Origin of the sequence: Chitinimonas lacunae, from assembly GCF_042650885.1 — a bacterium.
GTDB lineage: Bacteria > Pseudomonadota > Gammaproteobacteria > Burkholderiales > Chitinimonadaceae > Chitinimonas_A > Chitinimonas_A lacunae.
The window spans coordinates 326,500-346,026 of the sequence record NZ_JBHSBU010000001.1 but is presented as its reverse complement, the minus strand read 5'-3'; the positions used below and the strand labels follow the sequence as shown (position 1 = coordinate 346,026).

11 protein-coding genes are annotated in these 19,527 nt (G+C 63.1%); 9 read left to right on the top strand and 2 right to left on the bottom strand.

Annotated elements, in window-relative coordinates; genetic code table 11:
* The first annotated feature begins 18 nt into the window (after nucleotides 1–18).
* The 7 genes from ACFOW7_RS01475 (at nucleotide 19) to mnmC (ending at nucleotide 11,744) form a co-directional block, all read left to right on the top strand.
* Nucleotides 19–3,846 carry a response regulator gene (locus tag ACFOW7_RS01475; protein ID WP_378160254.1) on the top strand — a complete coding sequence of 1,276 codons (3,828 nt, stop codon included), beginning with the start codon at nucleotides 19–21 and terminating at the stop codon, nucleotides 3,844–3,846.
* Between the two features lie 600 nt (nucleotides 3,847–4,446).
* A complete protein-coding gene (locus tag ACFOW7_RS01470) occupies nucleotides 4,447–4,983 on the top strand; it encodes a fascin domain-containing protein (protein WP_378160252.1) in 537 nt (178 codons plus the stop codon).
* Nucleotides 4,984–5,416: 433 nt separating this feature from the next.
* Nucleotides 5,417–6,521, top strand: a protein-coding gene (prfB, locus tag ACFOW7_RS01465) for a peptide chain release factor 2 (RefSeq protein WP_378160250.1) whose coding sequence is annotated in 2 segments (ribosomal slippage) — nucleotides 5,417–5,497 and nucleotides 5,499–6,521 — 1,104 coding nt in all. Because the reading frame shifts where the segments join, the coding sequence is not laid out codon by codon here.
* 5 nt (nucleotides 6,522–6,526) lie between these two features.
* Nucleotides 6,527–7,090: an RNA 2'-phosphotransferase gene (locus ACFOW7_RS01460; protein ID WP_378160248.1), complete on the top strand. Its 564-nt coding sequence runs from the start codon at nucleotides 6,527–6,529 to the stop codon at nucleotides 7,088–7,090.
* A 35-nt stretch (nucleotides 7,091–7,125) separates the two neighbouring features.
* Nucleotides 7,126–8,637 carry a lysine--tRNA ligase gene (lysS, locus tag ACFOW7_RS01455; RefSeq protein ID WP_378160246.1) on the top strand — a complete coding sequence of 504 codons (1,512 nt, stop codon included), beginning with the start codon at nucleotides 7,126–7,128 and terminating at the stop codon, nucleotides 8,635–8,637.
* Between the two features lie 174 nt (nucleotides 8,638–8,811).
* On the top strand, nucleotides 8,812–9,849 hold the full coding sequence (locus ACFOW7_RS01450; protein WP_378160244.1) for a J domain-containing protein: 1,038 nt from the start codon (nucleotides 8,812–8,814) through the stop codon (nucleotides 9,847–9,849).
* A complete protein-coding gene (gene mnmC, locus ACFOW7_RS01445; RefSeq protein ID WP_378160242.1) occupies nucleotides 9,849–11,744 on the top strand; it encodes a bifunctional tRNA (5-methylaminomethyl-2-thiouridine)(34)-methyltransferase MnmD/FAD-dependent 5-carboxymethylaminomethyl-2-thiouridine(34) oxidoreductase MnmC in 1,896 nt (631 codons plus the stop codon). Before ACFOW7_RS01450 ends, mnmC begins: the two co-directional genes overlap by 1 nt.
* 781 nt (nucleotides 11,745–12,525) lie before the next feature.
* Here mnmC and pyk read toward each other — a convergent pair.
* Nucleotides 12,526–13,941 carry a pyruvate kinase gene (gene pyk, locus ACFOW7_RS01440; protein WP_378160240.1) on the bottom strand — a complete coding sequence of 472 codons (1,416 nt, stop codon included), beginning with the start codon at nucleotides 13,939–13,941 and terminating at the stop codon, nucleotides 12,526–12,528.
* Nucleotides 13,942–14,147: 206 nt separating this feature from the next.
* Nucleotides 14,148–15,272, bottom strand: coding sequence for an ABC transporter substrate-binding protein (locus ACFOW7_RS01435; protein WP_378160238.1), 1,125 nt, complete (start codon nucleotides 15,270–15,272; stop codon nucleotides 14,148–14,150).
* 317 nt (nucleotides 15,273–15,589) lie between these two features.
* Here ACFOW7_RS01435 and ACFOW7_RS01430 point away from each other — a divergent pair, with 317 nt between their 5' ends.
* Both ACFOW7_RS01430 and ileS read left to right on the top strand, forming a co-directional pair.
* The gene (locus ACFOW7_RS01430) at nucleotides 15,590–16,531 is read left to right on the top strand and encodes a bifunctional riboflavin kinase/FAD synthetase (protein ID WP_378160236.1); all 942 of its coding nucleotides are present in this window, start codon (nucleotides 15,590–15,592) and stop codon (nucleotides 16,529–16,531) included.
* Between the two features lie 103 nt (nucleotides 16,532–16,634).
* Nucleotides 16,635–19,511 (top strand): isoleucine--tRNA ligase, encoded by a 2,877-nt coding sequence (gene ileS / locus ACFOW7_RS01425; protein ID WP_378160234.1) that lies wholly within the window; start codon nucleotides 16,635–16,637, stop codon nucleotides 19,509–19,511.
* The last annotated feature ends 16 nt before the right edge of the window (nucleotides 19,512–19,527 follow it).

The window sequence follows — 19,527 nt, the reverse complement described above, 5'->3', positions numbered from 1 at the left end:
TCTTGCCGATAGACCTGCATGCCTAACCGGACGCCCGCCCCACCCGCTCCCGAACCCTGGCGCTTACGCTGCTACGAAGCCCTCGACCGGATGCGCGACCAGCCCGCCGAGGCCCGCGCCATCGCCGACGCCGTGATCGCCGAATTCGCGTCCGAGCCACGTGCCCGCCTGGTCGGCGAGTTATGCCGCATCCTGACCGATATCTGGGACGATCGTCCCGACAGCGCCGAACCGCATCTGCTCGAACTCGAACGGGCACTCGACGATTGCGGCGATCTCCTTGGTGTGTGTCTGGCCCGCTTTGCCCTGATCGGACTGTGGCGGGCCCAGGGCCATACCCGGCAGGCCTACGACTACGGCCGCCAGCGGCTATTGCCCGATCTGCCCGACAGCCCGAGCCGCGAGGCGGTGCTCGCGCTCAATGCCCTGGCCATCGCCAGCCAGGAATGCGGCCATACCGAGGAGGCGCTGCGCCATTTCTACCAGGCACTCGATATGGCCCGCACGCTCGACTGGACCGGCCGGGTAGCCCAGATCACCTCCAATATCGGCGAAGTGTTCTATGTCAGCGGCAATGCCGAGGACGGCGAGCAGATGCTGCTCGAAGCCCAGCAACTGGCCCACGGTTCGGGCGAGCGCTGGCTGCCGCAGTTCGTTGCCACGGTGCTTGCGCTGTGCAAGCTCTCGCTCGACAAATTCGAAGAAGCCTATGCCGTATTGGCGCCCTATCTCGACGACAGCGATTTCTCGCCGCAGGCGGCCGACCGGGTGTTCTTTCTGGCGGTAGCGGCCTTCACCCTGGCCAACCGCGACCGGCTCGACGAAGCCGAGGCGCTGTGTCAGCAGGCCGAGGCGCTGATCGACAGCTACGAGGAAAAGCAGCTCAAGCCCTATTTCTACTGGACCCGTGGCCATCTGCACCATCGCCGTGGCCGCAGCGATGCCGCCCGCGCCGACCTCGAATACGCCATCGCCCAGACCAGCGGCATGGGCTATGTGTTTATGCCGCTGCGTGCCAGCGAGGAACTGGCCCAGCTCCATGCCGAACTGGGCGACTGGCAGACCGCCTACCAGTACCAGCAACGTTTCCACGAACTGTTCGCCCGCGCCCAGGGCATGGCCTCGCGCACCCGGCTCCAGGTACTGCGGATCGAAAGCGAACTGCGCGAGGCCAAGGCGGCCCGTCATCACGCCGAGCAGGCCACCCGGGCCAAGTCGATGTTCCTGGCCAATATGAGCCATGAAATCCGCACCCCGATGAACGCGATCATCGGTCTGGCCCATCTGGCGCTCGGCACCGGGCTTGATGCGGTGCAACGCGATTATCTGGAAAAGATCCATCTGGCCGGGATCTCGCTGCTGGGCATCATCAACGACATCCTCGACTTCTCGAAGATCGAAGCGGGCAAGCTCGACCTGGAAGCGGTTGACTTCGACCTTGACGACGTATTCGACCATGTCGCCACCGTGACGGCGCAGAAAGCCGCCGACAAGGGTCTGACCTACGAGCTCGACCTGCCGCCCGGGCTCGCCCGCCGTTATCGCGGCGACCCGCTGCGGCTGGGGCAGATCCTGATCAATCTGGTCAACAATGCGGTCAAGTTCACCGAGCGCGGCTTTGTGCGGGTGGCCTGCCGCCCGCTTGAGCCGCGCGAAGGTCGCGCGGTGCTGCGCTTCGAGGTCAGCGACAGTGGCATCGGCCTGTCACCTGAGCAGAGCCGTTCCTTGTTCGAAGCCTTCAACCAGGCCGACGGCTCGACCACCCGGCGCTTTGGCGGCACCGGTCTGGGGCTCAGCATCGCCCGCCGGCTGGTCGAATTGATGGACGGCACCATCTGGGTCGACAGCCAGCCCGAGCAAGGCTCGCAGTTCTATTTCACCGTGACGCTCGAACCGGGCGCTGACGCCAAGGCCGCGGAACAGGCCAATGCCGCCACGCCCGATTTCAACGGCCTGCGGGTGCTACTGGTCGAAGACAACCAGATCAACCAGATGATCGCCCGCGAACTGCTCAGCACCACCGGCATCCGGGTCGATCTGGCCAACAATGGCCACGAAGCCTGCCAGACCCTGTTTGGCAACCCAGCGGACAGCTACGACCTGGTGCTGATGGATATCCAGATGCCCGAAATGGACGGCTATGAAGCCACCCGGCGCATCCGCGCCGACCAGCGCTTCCAGCGGCTGCCGATTCTGGCCATGACGGCCCATGCCCTGCAGGAGGAGCGCGAGCGCTGTCTGGCGGTCGGGATGAACGATCATCTAACCAAGCCCATCGACCCGAAATCGCTGTACCGCGCAGTCGAGCTATGGGCCGGCGAGCGGCTGCGGGCCACGGTACAGCCGATGCCGGCCATCGGTGGCATCGATACCGTGACGGGCCTGGCCCGCACGCTTGGCGATACGGCGCTGTACCGCCAACTGCTCGACCGCTTCCGCCATGAACAGCAGCAGGCTGTGCCGATGCTGCGCAACGCCTTGAACGAGCACGATCTGGCGGTGGCCAGCCGGCTTGCCCATACCTTGAAGAGCACCGCCGGCCTGATCGGCGCGGGTGACATCCAGGAACAGGCCAGCCTGCTTGAACAAGCGCTCGATCAGCAAAGCAGCGATAGCCGACTAAACGGGCTGGTCAACCAGCTCGAGCGCGAATTGAACCGGGTGCTCCATGCGCTCGAGCGCTATTTCGCCGGCGCCGCGCTGCCCGCCACGGCACCGCGCCAGCGCAGTACGGCAGCGGCACCGCAGCCGCCTGCCAAGCCCACCATCCTGATCGTCGATGACACACCAGACAATATCAGCCTGCTGTCGTCGCTGCTAAAAGACCGCTACCGCACCAAGATCGCCACCAACGGCAGCAAGGCGCTACAGATCGCCACCACCTCGCCCCATCCCGACCTGATCCTGCTCGATGTGATGATGCCCGAGATGGACGGCTACGAGACCTGCCGCCGCCTCAAGGCCCATCCGGCGACAGCGGACATTCCGGTGATCTTTCTGACGGCCAAGACCGAGATCGAGGACGAGGAGGAAGGACTGCATGTCGGCGCCGTCGACTATCTGAGCAAGCCGATCAGCCCGGCCATCGTGCGCGCCCGGGTCGAAACCCAGCTGTCGCTGAAAAACGCCCGCCAGTTTCTCAAGGATCAGAATCGCTATCTCGAACATCTGGTCAGCGAGCGCACCCAGCAACTGGCCCAGATGCAGGACGCCACCATCCTTGCCATGGCCTCGCTGGCGGAGACCCGCGACAACGAGACGGGCAACCATATCCGCCGCACCCAGCACTATGTGGCGACGCTGGCGCGCCGGCTGGCCGATCACCCGCGTTTTCGCGCCGCGCTCGACTCGGCCAGTATCGAGCTGCTGTTCAAATCGGCACCGCTGCACGATATCGGCAAGGTCGGCGTCCCTGACCGCATCCTGCTCAAACCGGGCCGGCTCGATCCCGAAGAATTCGAAATCATGAAGCTCCATACGGTCTACGGCCGCGATGCCATCGAGTCGGTCGAGCGCCAGCTTGGGGCCAGTAACGACTTTCTGCGCTTTGCCCGTGAGATTGCCTATTCCCACCAGGAGAAATGGGACGGCTCAGGCTACCCCGAAGGACTGGCCGGCGACGCCATCCCGGTCTCGGCCCGCCTGATGGCCGTGGCCGATGTCTACGATGCCCTGATCTCGAAACGGGTCTACAAACCGGCCTATTCGCACGAGCAGGCGGTCGAGATGATGCGTGCCGGCCGCGGCAGCCATTTCGACCCCGATGTGCTCGATGCCTTCCTTGCCATCCAGGATGAATTCCTCAATATCGCCAACCGCTTCCGCGATCAAGACGGAGGCCATTGAAGCAGTGGGCGCTTTGTCCGCCGGATGGGCTTTGATACTGACATGAAAAATTGCGCAGATCATTCTCATGATCTGTTGCGCGCAAAAACCAAAAAAGAAAAACTTTTCCACCCGCTGTGGCATTACCCATTCATCGTCGGACTGCCTTGATCAAAATGAGGCTCACAAAGATGACGGACAAGGTGGAATCACCGCCTTGCCTGATGGAGACCCTTCACAATAATTAAAAAATTATGCAGAACACCCCCAGACAATTCGCCAGCAATCAAGAAAATAACATTCCGTTTGCTGCAATATCTCCCGCCTCAAGCCGGCCACAATAAATCAGCCAGAACTTTGCGACCTCTCACTTCATCCATGACGAACAAAAGCCCTTGCCCCTCCATCAACACCAGAACAAATCATTGATTTCAATAGAGATTGAAATCCAGCCACTCAAGCACCCACAATACCTCTCAAGACAGATATACAAGAACCCCCGCAATATATTCCACATGAAAAAATAATAATTTTCGTCCGCATTACTCCCTCAACGGGATATTCATCGCGCCATCACATAATTTCCTTACCCAGAGAAATCACTTTATCGCCCATTTAATCATGGCGCGACAAGGAAGTTTATTGCCGAAAAACAAGAAAAAAGAATCGGGCAATTCCCGCGGAAAACTGCCCGGCAATCAATGCTTACGAAGAGGAAAAACCGCTATGAACAGCTTGAGCAAACTCGCCCTCCGCCTTGCCGTGGGCGCTACCCTCGCCTGTACCGCCATCGCGGCCCAAGCGCAGGATCTCGCTGCAGCAAACGTCGCGCCGCAGGATTGCGTCCAACCCGTCGCTCAAGGCGTCTACTCCCTGCGTGCGGGCCATGGCTACCTTACTGCCGTTAACGGCGGCGGCATGGCCGGTCCTGCCAACGTTCCGATCGCCATCCGCACCGACGCCACCTCGATTGGCCCCAACGAGCGTTTCCGCCTGATTATGCTCAGCGGCAACAACATCGCCCTGATGACTGCCAGCGGCAACTACGTAACCGCTGTCAATAACGGCGGCATCGGTGAGGCAGCCAACCGATTGCCGCTGCATACCGACGCCGGGGTTGTCAAAGGTTGGGAAATCTTCTCCCTGAACCGCCTCTAGTCTATTCCCGCACTGGCTCACCAAGCCCGTCTGCGGTCTTAGGGAAATGGACAAGGCAGCTTCGTGCTGCCTTGTTTGCCAGGGGAATGCCATCCACCGTCCCGGCTCACCCCACCAGGGCCGGACCACTGCCTGCAAACCGCCAAGATAGAACAAGACAAGGCTGCGTCGCCGCAGCCCCCATAGTAGAAGAGGGATAGTTAAAAAATACGGCAAAATATGATCAATATGTGGAAGGTATATTACCTAGTAATTAAAATATCTTCCGCACATCCATATCCGACATCGTGTCCAGCCGCTGCCCTGACCATCTGTCGGTGGTACCGGACCAAGCGGGCGGAGCAACCCGGCTTCCCAGCCTGGACGACCCGCGTTCTAGCCGCCTTGCGTTATACTTCCCGGTTTTCGCCGCAGAAAACTATTGAGGCCCAGCATGGAAGCCGAACGCCTGAACCAGATCGAAAATTCCCTCGCCGACATCGCCGCCCGTGGCGATGAACTGCGGAGGTATCTTTGACTACGCCGGAAAAAAAGACCGGCTTGAAGAAGTCACCCGCCTGAGCGAAGACCCCGAGCTGTGGAACGACCCCAAGCGCGCCCAGGAAATCGGTCGCGAACGCAAGGCCCTCGAAGCGGTGGTCGTGGTGCTCGATCAGGTACGCCAAGGCGTGATCGACAGCCGTGACCTGTTCGAGATGGCCCGCGCCGAGGAAGACTTCGACACCATCGCAGCGGTCGAGGACGATATCGCTGCCCTGGAGAAGCAAGTCGCCGAGATGGAATTCCGGCGGATGTTCTCCAACCCCATGGACCCCAACTATTGCTTTATCGATATCCAGTCCGGTGCCGGTGGCACCGAGGCCAACGACTGGACCGGCATGTTGATGCGCATGTATCTGCGCTATGCCGAACGCAAGGGTTTCAAGGTTGAGATCATGGAACAGTCCGAGGGCGAAGTCGCCGGTATCTCCAGTTGCACCCTCAAGCTCGAAGGCGACTACGCCTATGGTTTCCTGCGCACCGAGACCGGTGTACACCGTCTGGTGCGGGTCAGCCCGTTCGACTCCAACGCCCGCCGTCATACCTCGTTTGCCAGCGTGTTCGTCTACCCCGAAGTCGATGACTCGATCGAAGTCGATATCAACCCGGCCGATCTGCGTATCGACACCTTCCGCGCCTCGGGCGCCGGCGGTCAGCACATCAACAAGACCGACTCGGCCGTGCGGATCACCCACTTGCCGACCAATATCGTGGTGCAGTGCCAGAACGACCGCTCGCAGCACCGCAACCGCGACGAAGCAATGAAGATGCTGCGCGCCCGCCTCTATGAGCTTGAACTCAGAAAGCGCATGGAAGCCCAGCAGCAGCTCGAGGCTTCGAAGTCCGATATCGGCTGGGGCCATCAGATCCGTTCCTATGTGTTCGACCAGAGCCGGGTCAAGGATCTGCGCACCAATGTCGAAGTCGGCAACGTCAAGGGCGTGATGGACGGCGATCTCGATGTGTTTATCGAGGCCAGCCTGAAGCAAGGGGTATAAGTTCGATGAGCGACGCCAAGCACGCCGACCAACTGGTCAAGTACAGCCGCTTTCTCAGCATGGTACTGCGCCACAAGCCCGAAACCATCGGTCTCACGCTCGACGCCGAAGGGTGGGCCGACGTGGACATGCTGCTCGCCGGCGCGGCGCGCTCGGGTCGCATCATCAGCCTGCCGCTGCTCAAGCAGATCGTGGCGGACAACGACAAGAAGCGCTTCAGCTTCTCCGACGATTTCCGCCGCATCCGCGCCGTGCAGGGCCACAGCGTCGAGGTCGAGCTGGGCTATCCGCCGGCCGAGCCGCCGCCCGAGCTCTATCACGGCACCATCGGCGACGCGGTCGGCCAGGTATTCAAGGACGGCCTCAAGCCGATGAGCCGGCAGCAGGTCCATCTGTCGGCCGATCTCGACACCGCCCGCAAGGTCGGTGCCCGACGGGGCCGGCCGGTGATCCTTCGGGTCGATAGCGCCGCCGCAGCACAGGCAGGGATTCTGTTCTACCGTTCCGACAACGGCGTATGGCTGGTCGACCATATGCCGGCGCAGTACCTCAGCGTCTTCGAGCGCTGATCCGACCGTAACCATCCGTTTCCTGGAAATTTGAAATGAGCGAAGCCAACTCGCAACAGACCACCCATCAAGACGACAACCAACTGATCGCCGAACGCCGCGCCAAACTTGCCGAGATCCGCAAACAGGGCGTGGCCTTCCCCAACGACTTCGACCGAAAACACCACGCCGCCGACCTGCACGCCAAATACGACGCCCAGGACGCCGAAGCGCTGGAAGCTGCCAAGGTCGAAGTCGTGCTGGCCGGCCGGATGATGTTGAAACGGGTGATGGGTAAAGCGAGCTTTGCGACGCTGCAAGACGGCTCGGGCCGTATCCAGGTCTATCTGAGCCGCGACCAGCTTGGTGAAGCACCCTATGGTGCGTTCAAGCATTGGGACCTCGGCGATATTCTCGGTGTGCGCGGTACGCTGATGAAGACCAAGACCGGCGAGCTGTCGATTCTGGCCAGCGAGATCCGTCTGCTGACCAAATCGCTGCGTCCGCTGCCAGGCAAGTTCCACGGCATGAGCGACCAGGAGCAGAAATACCGCCAGCGTCATCTCGACCTGATCACCAACGACCAGACCCGCGAGACCTTCGTGGTGCGCTCCAAGGTAATCCAGGCCATGCGCCAGTTCATGGTCGAAGCCGGTTATCTGGAAGTCGAGACGCCGATGATGCACCCCATTCCCGGCGGTGCGGCGGCCAAGCCCTTCGTCACCCATCACAATGCGCTCGATATGCCGCTCTACCTGCGCATTGCGCCCGAGCTCTACCTCAAGCGGCTGGTGGTGGGCGGGATGGAGCGGGTATTCGAGATCAACCGCAACTTCCGCAACGAGGGGATGAGCACGCGCCATAACCCCGAGTTCACCATGATGGAGTTCTACGAGGCATACCGCGACTACCGCTACCTGATGGACTTCACCGAACGGATGTTCCGCTATATCAGCGAAACCGTGCTGGGCAGCCAGGTGGTGACCTATCAGGGCCGCACCGTCGATTTCTCCAAGCCCTTCCATCGTCTGACCATCGTCGAGGCGATCAAGAAGTACAACCCGCACTACGAAGACGCCCAGTTGCACGACCGTGCCTGGCTCAAGGCCGAAATCCAGCGTCTGGGTGGCAAGCCGGTGCTGACCGACGGCATCGGCGGGCTGCAGCTGTCGCTGTTCGAAGAGTGCGCCGAAGCCCAGCTGTGGGAGCCGACCTTCATCATCGACTACCCGGCCGAAGTCTCGCCCCTGGCCCGGCGCAATGACGCCAACCCGGCGATCACCGACCGCTTCGAGCTGTTTGTGGTCGGGCGCGAGCTGGCCAACGGCTTCTCCGAGCTCAACGACCCGGAAGACCAGGCCGAGCGCTTCCTCGATCAGGTGCGACAGAAAGACGCAGGCGATGATGAGGCGATGCACTACGATGCGGACTATATCCGCGCGCTCGAATACGGTCTGCCGCCCACGGCCGGCGAAGGCATTGGTATCGACCGGCTGGTGATGCTGCTGACCGACGCCCCATCGATCCGTGACGTGCTGCTGTTCCCGCAGATGCGTCCGGAGGACTGAGCACCTACGCGCTCTCGGTGCCACGGCATCCAGGCGGACTTCCCCGCGGGATGCCGTTTTTACGCCTGGGCAGGATTCACGGCCGGACCCGATTGCCGCCATCCAGGGCCACGGTTACGATGCCCGCCTCGTATGCCAGTCAGATAACGTTTACCGTCTCGGGAGAGAATGCCCATGGAAGCCACCCTTACCCGCCAGTCCCTCTATGAATGGCTAGGTCTGTCGCCCGATGCCGGCCTTGAGGCGATTACCGCCGCCTATCGCCGTCTGGCTGGTCAGTGGCATCCGGCACGGCTGGGGTTGACCAACCAGTCGGCACGGGAACGTTTCTTTCTGCTGGCCAACGCCTATACCACGCTGAGCAATCCCGAAGAGCGGGCCCGCTACCACGACTATCTGCAAGGTCAGGGTGATGAGCCGTTCAGCATGAGCGCGCCCTCGCCCGATCCGTTCCAGCTCTATATCGAGCTGTGCCAGCGCTATGTGGTCTCGCTTCAGGAGCAGCAGCGCAGTCCCGATGCCATCCACCATGCCCTGCTGGGCGAGGGTTGCCCCGAATCGATTGCCCATGTCGTGCTGCGGCAGGCATTCGGCCAGAAAGTGGCCCATGCCCTGAGCGCCGAGAGCCAGCCCAAGAAGGGCATGGGCACCGGTGCCGTCGTGGCGCTGGTGGCCGGGGTGCTGCTATTGGGGGTGATGTTTATCGGCATCATTGCCGCCATCGCGATTCCGCAGTTCGTCGAATACCAGAAGAAAGGCCAGCTCAAGGCTGCCGAGTTCGAAGCCCGCCAGGCCGTGCGTGCCGTGGCCGAATATATCTCGACCCAGGACAGCTTCCCCGCCGACCTCGAAGCCACCGGCTACACCTTGACCAAGACCGAGGACAGCGAGATCAAGGCGGTGTCGTATGACCCGATCGAAGGCGTTATCCGGGTCCAGTTCAAGGAAGACCACGACTTCGCCGACACGCCCCTGATCGCCTTCAGCTCGGCCACCGAGGACAAGCTCTGCCTCCAGATGGAAGGCCAGACCTTCAAGCCGGAAAACACCTGCCCCGAAGGCACGGGTTCGGCACTGCAAAATCCGATGGTCGATGAGGCGGAGCCGCCCGCTGAAGAAGAGGCCGCGCCTGCAGAGGAACCGGCGCCGGACGAACAGGATACCGCTGAGGACCGCACGCCCAGCATGGACGAGCCCACTCCCACCAACTGATGGCCTACACGCCGCTAACCACCGCCCGGCTCGATTGGCAGGAGCAGGGCATTCCCTACTCCGCCGTCTTCGATGATGTCTACCATTCCGGAGATGGCGGACTGGCCCAGGCCCACCATGTGTTTCTGGCCGGCAACGACCTGCCGGCGCGCTGGGCCGGGCGAGAACGCTTCAGCATCGCCGAGACCGGTTTTGGCCTCGGCCTCAACTTCCTGACCACCTGGCAGGCCTGGCGCGCCGACCCGGCCCGACCGGCCCGGCTGCATTTCGTCTCGGTCGAGAAATACCCGTTTGTGGCGGCCGATATGGCCACGCTGCACGCCCGCCTGCTCGGTCCCGAATTTGCCGCCCTGTCGGCCGAGCTATGCGCCGCCTGGCCCTTGCCGCTTGCCGGTTTCCACCGTCTGCTGCTCGACCACGGCCGGGTCAGCCTGACCCTGCTGCTGGGCGACGCCCTGACCCTGCTGCCGCAATTGGTCGGGCAGATCGATGCCTTCTATCTCGATGGCTTTGCCCCGGCCAAGAATCCCGATCTGTGGAACGAGCAGCTATTTCGCCAATTCGCCCGGCTCGCCGCGCCCGCTGCCACGCTGGCCACCTATACCGTGGCCGGCGCCGTGCGGCGCGGGCTTGAAGCCCATGGTTTTGCCGTCGAGAAACGCGACGGTTTCGGTCGCAAGCGTCAGATGCTGGCGGGGCGTTTCGTCGGTCGCGGCAAAGCCTCGCTACCGCCAACCGAGCGGCGCTGTATCGTGCTTGGCGCCGGTATGGCCGGTGCCGCCGCAGCGGAGCGGCTGGCCGCACGTGGCTGGCAGGTGGATTTGCTGGAGCGCGAAACCGGCCCGGCCCGGGCCGCTTCGGGCAATCACGCCGGCGTGCTGCGTCCGGTGGTCTCCAACGACGACAATCTGCAGGCCAGGCTCGCCCGTGCAGCGTTTCTGCATGCCCAACATCGGCTCGATGGCTGGCCGCAGCTGCGTTGGGGACGCTGCGGAGCACTCCAGCTGGCGCGTGATGAAGCGGAAGCCGAACGATTCGCCGCCATCACCCGGCAAGGTTTCCCCACCGATTATCTCCAGAGCGTCGATTCCCAACGCGCCAGCGAACTCGCCGGTTTGCCGCTGGCTGTCGGTGGACTCTGGTTTGCACAGGCGGGCTGGATCACCCCCCCTTCGCTCGTGAGCGCCCTGCTCGACCAGGCCGGTGCGGCGCTGCGCTGCTGCTATGGCGTGACGGTGGCAAGGATCGAAGCGGACGCAGCCGGCCATTGGCAACTGTTTGACGACAAAGGCCATCTGCTGGCTCAGGCGCCCGTCCTGGTACTCGCCAACGCCGCCGACGCCGCCCGTCTGCTGCCAGCCGGCAATCTGCCGCTTGCCAGCGATCCGCGTCATGTCAGCCTGCTCGAGGTCGGCGCCGGACTACAGAATCCCTCTCCGCTTGCCACTCCACGCAGCGTGATTTGCCGCAGCGCCTATCTGACGCCGCCAGTCGATGGTCTGTCCTGCATCGGCTCCAGCCGAGTCGGACAAGCAGCGCCAGCAAGCAATCTGGCTTTGCTGGACGCCATGGTGCCCGGTTGGACGCCGCCGCTTGTGGGCGGTCGTGATTGCGCCCGACCGGGAACACGTGACCGCCTGCCGGTGATCGGTCCGGTCGCCGACAGCCGACTGCTGCGCCCCAAACACGCCGGCAGCCTCCATCTGGCGCCGCGCCTGCCGGGTCTCTATACGCTCAACGGCTTTGGCGCCCGTGGCCTCACCTGGGCGCTGCTGGGCGCTGAATTGTTGGCAAGTCAGATCGAAGGGGAAGTGTTGCCACTCGAGAGAGAGTTGGTGGCAGCGGTCGATCCGGGAAGGTTCGCCGCCAAGGACCTGGAGAGACGAGGCGGTTGATATTTTTATTTTTAAATAAATCTGTCTCTGTGTCTTGCAGATATTTTTCCTATTTATTTAATTTTTCACTATCGTCCTCGCGGCGCCCCAAGGGTGGCCGCGATGCCTATCAGCGCGAACAAGCCGTTCTTCAGCCTCTCGTTTTCGAAAAGCCGGATCTGGTCGCCAAAGACAAACTGTAGAAAAACCAAGGCCACGGCTGCCAGCAAGATCACCCCCCAGAGCGCGCCTACCTAGACTGTCCGGTTTGCTCGCCTTGCCTGGCTTATCCGTCTCAGCCGGTTGACAGATCAGCTTGACCGAATCGCCAGATGGGCCGAACGGCAAGTCGTAGCGTATTGCCTGACCCGACCCGGCAGTGGAGACGATAGGCTCGGGCGGCAGCGCGTCCGTCTTGGCGCGATGGCGTGGGCGACGACGGCGTACATTCAACGGCCTGCTGCGGGCGTGTCCGGCTTGTCTATTGCGAAACATTGCCTGAAGGCTTCCAGCTGATTTCATCAAATGGCCAGCTCAGGCAGCAGCAGCCATGCGAGCACACCCAATATCCGCTTCAATCTTCCCTCGAGCCAGCGCATTTCCATTTGAAGCGGAGTCGCTGCCCAGTCTGAGGGGGCGCTGTACGGCTGTGCTTCGAGGTCCGGACACGTTGACGCCGAATTGGCTGGCGAGGCGCGATCCGATCAACCTGATCCCGCTGCAAGGCAAAACGGAGGAGCCGGAACGGCCGATGACCGTTCGGACTCCCCCGCCCGGGGCCGGCGCTGTGCGCCAGCCCTGCCTACATCACCCGCAGAATCTTCATGGTATTGGTACTGCCGACCTGACCCAGGGTATCGCCCACGGTCATCACGATCAGGTCGCCCAGCTGCACCAGGCCGCGCTCGACCAGCTTTCGCTCCACCGACAGCACCAGTTGCTTCTGGTCGTGATCCTGCGGCAGCAGCATCGGGAACACATCGCGATAGAGGCTCAGACGGCGGTAAGTGGAGATTTCGGGCGTCAGCGCATAGATCGGCACCCCGCATTTGACCCGCGACATCCACAGCGCCGTGGCGCCGGTCTGGGTCAGCGCGGCAATCGCCTTGACCTTGAGATGGCTCGCGGTAAACAGCGTCGCCATGGCAATCGACTGGTCGATCCGGGTGAACTCGCGATAGAGGAAATCACGGTCGAGCTGGTAATCGGTCGATTTCTCGGCTTCGAGGCAGACGCGCGACATCGCTTCCACCGTCTCGACCGGATATTTGCCGGCGGCAGTTTCGGCCGACAGCATCACCGCGTCAGTGCCATCGAGCACGGCATTGGCCACATCGCTGACTTCGGCCCGGGTCGGCACGGGGCTCGAGATCATCGATTCCATCATCTGGGTGGCGGTGATGGTCAGCTTGTTCTTCTCGCGGGCGATGCGAATCATCCGCTTTTGCAGCGCCGGCACCGCCGCGTCGCCCACTTCGACCGCCAGATCGCCGCGCGCCACCATGATCGCGTCGGATGCCTCGACCAGCTCTTCCAGATTATTGATGGCCTCGACCCGCTCGATCTTGGCGACCACCTGGGCCTTGCTGCCGGCCGCTTGCAGCAGGGTGCGCGCCATATACATATCGGCCCCGCTCTTGGGGAAGGACACGGCCACATAGTCGGCCTCGAGCTGGGCGGCGACCTTGATGTCTTCCATATCCTTGGCCGTCAGTGCCGGCGCCGACAGCCCGCCGCCCTGGCGGTTGATGCCCTTGTTATTGCTGAGCATGCCGCCGACGCGGACCTTGGTATGGATCTCATTGCCCTGCACGCGCTCGACCGTCAGCACGATACGGCCGTCGTCGAGCAGCAGCACGGCGCCGGGCGAGACATCGCGCGGCAATTCTTTGTAATCGAGCCCGACCCGGGTTTCGTTGCCCAGTTCGCAATCGGCGTCGAGGACGAAATCCTGGCCTGGTTCGAGCAGTACGCTTTGGTTTTCGAAGCGGCCGACGCGGATTTTCGGGCCTTGCAGATCGACCATGATGGCCACGGGCAGGCCGAACTTGTCGGCAGCGGCCCGCACCATGCCGGCACGGGCGATATGGTCGGCAGCCTTGCCGTGGGAGAAATTGAGCCGGACCACGTTGACCCCGGCGGCGATCAGGCGCTCCAGCATTTCCGGCTCGTTGGTGGCCGGACCGAGGGTCGCGACAATCTTGGTACAGCGTGGCATCGATGCGCTCCTTGATGGCTACCCGGTCGACGACGCGACAGGGATGGCTAGACGAAGTGACAGAATCCTGTGACACCGCCGCCTTCGACGGCGGCGGTGTGTAGTTATTGTACTATCCTATAACGGATTCTCTGCGGATTTGGCGTAGTTTAGTTACGAATAAGCCAGAAAACCGCATGCGCCGGGTTCGTCAGCCGAGCCACCGCTCAACGCGACAGGCCGCCGCGCTGATTGATCATGGTCAGCTCGACAAAGCGTGAACCGATATGGTTCTGGCTGCTGAAGCTGATCCGGTAGCCGCCGAGGTCGAAGTCCTGCATCGAATCGAGTGCCTTGGCAATCGCGGCGGAGCTGGGGTTGCGCCCGGCACGGCGCAGCGCCTCGACCAGCACCCGGGCGTTGATATAGCCCTCGAACGAGGCATAGCCCGGTTGCTCGGCAGGCGCGTATTTCTTCAGGGTGTCCTGGTAATCGCGCACCAGCTTCAAGCGGTAGTCGAACGGCGAGGGAAATACCTGCGAGATGCCCAGGCCATGCGCCTTGTCCGCGCCCGCGTTGTACACCACCTGGTCGTAGTTGGCAGTCGAGATATTGAACAGCTGGGCCGTGCCGCCGGCGGCACGGAAACGGGAGACAAAGGCCGCAGTCGGCTTGGTGATCGAGATCATCAGAATGGCGGCCGGATTCTCGCGAGCAAACTTCTCGGCCACCTGCGCCACGTTGTCGGTGTTCTGCTCGTAGGTACCGACGCCGGCCATGGTCATCCGGTGCTTGGCCAGGGACTGCTTGGCCGCCTCGAAACCGGCCTGACCGAATGGATCGTTCTGGTACAGCACCCCAACCGAGCGCACGCCCAGATCGTCCAGCATATTGACGATCATCTCGACTTCGTCGTGGTAGCCGGCGCGGGTATGGTAGATCCACGGCGTATGCGGCTCGCGCGCCGCCAGTGCACCGCTGTACACCCCAACCAGCGGCACCCCGGTACGCTCCAGTATCTTTTGACGATTGAGTTCGACGATATTGCCGGTGCCGTAGAAGTTCACCAGGGCGATGGCCCCTTCCTCGCGGATCAGGCTTTGTGCGTTGCGCACGGTTTCGGCCGGGATATAGCGGTCGTCCTTGACCACATGGCGGATCAGCTCGCCGTAAATCCCGCCCTGCAGATTGATATGACTGAAATAGGCTTTGGCTCCCTGCGACATGCTGTAGCCGGTTTCCATCGCCACCCCGGACAGCGGCGCCGATTGGCCGATCACCAGATCAGCCCGAGCCAGCACAGCAGTCAGGGCGAGACAGAGCGCGCCCAGGCGCATCAGCGGACGGTGCATCGATACTTCCTCCTGGAGATTCGACACCGCGCACCGTCGTCGCGCCGAACACAGGCGCGACTGCACCGAAAGTCCTCCCCCCTGCTGAACCTTCGACGTCAACCGGTGAGGCAGCGTCGATATAGTAGTTATTGGCGGCCGCCGTACTCGGCCGCCGTGGGGTAGCCGATCCTAGGCGCTTTCGCCCCGGCCGGGCAATGACCTGTCGTGTCGCTGTCGCGTGGTTTCCACAAGCTCGTCCGCGGCAGCCGCCTGGACCCTCCCCGCGCCAGCGGTTAGAATCCTCCGTTCTTCCCGTCGAGTCTTCGAGTTCCTTCATGCAGGTATTCCGTGGCGTCCCGTTCCGCCCGAGCGGGCCGTGCGCTCTCACCATCGGCAATTTCGACGGTCTGCACCGTGGCCACCGCGCCATGCTGCAAAGGCTGTGCGACCAGGCCGCGCAACGCGGGCTGCCCGCCGCCGTCCTCACTTTCGAACCGCACCCGCGCGAGCTGTTCAACCCGGCCGCCGCGCCCACCCGCCTCACCAGCCTGCGCGAAAAGCTCGAACTGCTGCGCGATGCCGGCATAGACCGGGTCTATCTGTGCCATTTCACCCGCCGCTTCGCCGCCCTCGACAGCGAAGCCTTTGCCGCCGACGTGCTGGCGCGCCAGATCAATGCGCGCCATGTGCTGGTCGGCGATGATTTCCGTTTCGGCCGCGGCCGCAGCGGCGACTTTGCCCTGTTGGCCCAACTGGGCGAGCAGTACGGCTTCAGCGCCGAAGTGCTCCATGAAATCAGTTGCGACGGCGAGCGGATTTCCAGCACCGCCGTGCGCCAGGCGCTGGCCGCCGGCCAGCTCGACCGTGCCGCTGCCCTGCTGGGCCGGCCCTACAGCATTTCCGGCCGGGTGGTCCATGGCGCCAAGCTCGGCCGCACCATCGGCTTTCCCACTGCCAATATCCAGGTCAAACACAACCGTCCGCCGCTGACCGGCATCTTCGTGGTCGAAGTGCACGGCCTCGGCCGCCCTCTGGCGGGCGCCGCCAGCCTCGGCGCCCGCCCGACGGTCGATGATTCGGGAACCATGAAGCTCGAAGTCCATCTGCTCGACTTCGACCAGTCGATCTACGGCGCCCATCTGCGCGTCGATTTCCTGGCCCGGCTGCGCGACGAGGAGAAATACCCCGATCTCGCCAGCCTCACCGCCCAGATAGGCCGTGATGTCGCCCAAGCGCGCGCTTATTTCGACGCCCGAATTAGCATCCCCCGTCCGTGAGCCGGGCGGGGGGGCCGTTTAGGCCGATTTACATACTTATCGATTACTTACCGCACTGGTATTAGCACCAGCCCGGCAGAAAAATTTCGGAAAACTCACGATCATGTCCGACCAGAACAAAGACCAGTCCAAGTACCCCGTCAACCTGCTCGATACGCCGTTCCCGATGCGTGGTGATCTGGCCCGACGCGAGCCGGCCTTCCTGGCCCGCTGGCAGGCGCAGAAGCTGTATCAGCGCGTGCGTGCCGCCAGCGCCGGCCGGCCCAAGTTCGTGCTGCACGACGGCCCGCCCTATGCCAACGGCGATATCCACCTTGGCCACGCCGTCAACAAGATCCTCAAGGACATCGTGGTCAAATCGAAGACCCTGGCCGGTTTCGACGCGCCCTATGTGCCCGGCTGGGACTGCCACGGCCTGCCGATCGAGCACCAGATCGAGAAACTGATCAAGGGCGACAAGAACGCCGTGGCCGCCGTGCCGGCGCTGCACGCCAAGGTGGTCGAATACCGCAAGGCCAATGGGCTCGACCCCAAGGCCACCCATCTGCCGGCCGAATTCATGCGCGATCTGTGCCGTGAGTTCGCCGAATTGCAGATCGAGCGGCAGAAGAAGGGCTTTATCCGGCTGGGCGTGCTGGGCGACTGGGAAACCCCGTACAAGACCATGGCCTTCGAAACCGAGGCCGAGATCGTCCGCACCCTGGGCCGTATCCATCAACAGGGCTTTCTGGTGCAGGGCCAGAAACCGGTGCATTGGTGCGTGGACTGCGGCTCGGCGCTCGCCGAAGCCGAGGTCGAGTACTACGACAAGACCAGCCCGGCCATCGACGTGGCCTTCCGCGTCCGCGACAACGCCGCGCTGGCCGCGGCCTTTGGCGGCGTGCGCATCGACGACGAGCCGGCCTATGCGGTGATCTGGACCACCACCCCGTGGACCCTGCCCGCCAACCGCGCCGTCTGCGTCCACCCCGAACTCACCTACGATCTGATCCAGACCCCGCGCGGTCTGCTGATCCTGGCGCGCGATCTGGCCGAAGCCGCCATCCGCCGCTATGGCTTTGAATCGGTCGAAGTGATCGGCCAGACCAGCGGGGCCAAGCTGGAACATCTGCAACTCGACCACCCGCTCTACGACCGTATCTCGCCGGTGATCCTCGGCACCCATGTCACCACCGACGCCGGCACGGGCCTGGTACATACCGCCCCGGCCCACGGTCTGGATGACTGGCTGGTCGGTCAGCACTACCATCTGTCCGACGAAAACCCGGTCGACAACGCCGGCCGCTTCAAACCGGGCGTCGATCTCGTCGAAGGCATGACCGTGTGGGAAGGCAACCCGGTGGTGATCGAGACCCTGACCGGCCGCGACCTGCTGCTGGCCAATGCCCGGCTCGACCACAGCTACCCGCATTGCTGGCGTCACAAGACCCCGATCATCTTCCGCGCCACGGCACAGTGGTTCATCGCCATGGACCGTCCGGGCCATGCCGGTGACACGCTGCGGCAACGTGCCATGAAGGCGATCGACGCCACCCAGTTCTTCCCCGACTGGGGCCGGCAGCGGCTCGAAGCGATGATCGGCAACCGGCCCGACTGGTGCGTCTCGCGCCAGCGCAACTGGGGCACGCCGATGACCTTCTTTGTCCACCGCGTCAGCGGTGAACTCCATCCGCGCTCGCTCGAACTGCTGGAACAGGTGGCGCAGCGGATCGAACAGGAAGGCATCAACGCCTGGTTCCGTCTCGACGCCGCCGAACTGCTGGGTGACGAGGCCGCTGACTACGTCAAGCTCAACGATACGCTCGATGTCTGGTTCGACTCGGGCTCGACCCATTTTGCCGTGCTGAAGCGCCGGCCCGAGCTGGCCCATCCGGCCGACCTCTATCTCGAAGGCTCGGACCAGCATCGCGGCTGGTTCCAGTCGAGCCTGCTGACCGGCTGCGCCACCCTGGGCTACGCGCCCTACGGCCAACTGCTGACCCATGGCTTCACCGTCGACGAGCAGGGCCGCAAGATGTCGAAGTCGCTGGGCAACGGCATCGAGCCGCAGGAAATCATGGATAAACTGGGCGCCGACATCCTGCGCCTGTGGATCGCCTCGACCGACTATTCGGGCGAGATGTCGCTGTCGGAAACCATCCTGAAGCGGGTGAGCGATGCCTACCGGCGCATCCGCAATACCTTGCGCTTTCTGCTGGCCAATCTGACCGATTTCTCGATCGAGCGCGATGCCGTACCGGTCGGGCAGATGCTGACGCTGGACCGCTATGCGCTGGCCATGACCCGGCGCTTCCAGGAAGCGGTGACGGCCGAATACCAGGTCTACAGCTTCCATACCGCCGTGCAGCAGCTGCACCATTTCTGCGCCGACGATCTGGGCGGCTTCTACCTCGATATCCTGAAGGACCGGCTCTATACCACCGCGCCCGACAGCCTGGCCCGCCGTTCGGCCCAGACCGCACTATGGCACATCACCCGCGCCCTGGCCCTCTTGATGGCGCCGGTGCTGAGCTTCACCGCCGATGAGGTGTGGAGCACCCTGCTTGGCTGCGACGACGACCATCCGCTGCTCCATACCTGGCACGAGCTGCCGCAGGCCGCCGACGCCGAGCAGCTCGAAGCCGACTGGCAGGTGCTGCGTGAACTGGTGGCCCAGGCCAAGAAGGAACTCGAACGGGTACGCGAAAGCGGCGCCATCGGTTCGAGCCTGCAGGCCGAATTGCGCATCGAGGCCGAACCCGCGCTCAAGCCGCTGCTCGAAGCGCTCGGTGACGATCTGAAATTCGTGCTGATCGTGTCGGACGTCCAGGTCAGCGCAGCCGCCGCCACCAAGATCGAGGTCAAGCCGTCGCGCTACAGCAAGTGCGAGCGCTGCTGGCACTACCGCGCCGAAGTCGGCCGCCACAGCGAGCATCCGACGCTGTGCGGCCGCTGCGTGGCCAATCTGTTCGGTCAGGGCGAGGAGCGTCGTCATGCCTGATCTGCGTCCGGCTGAA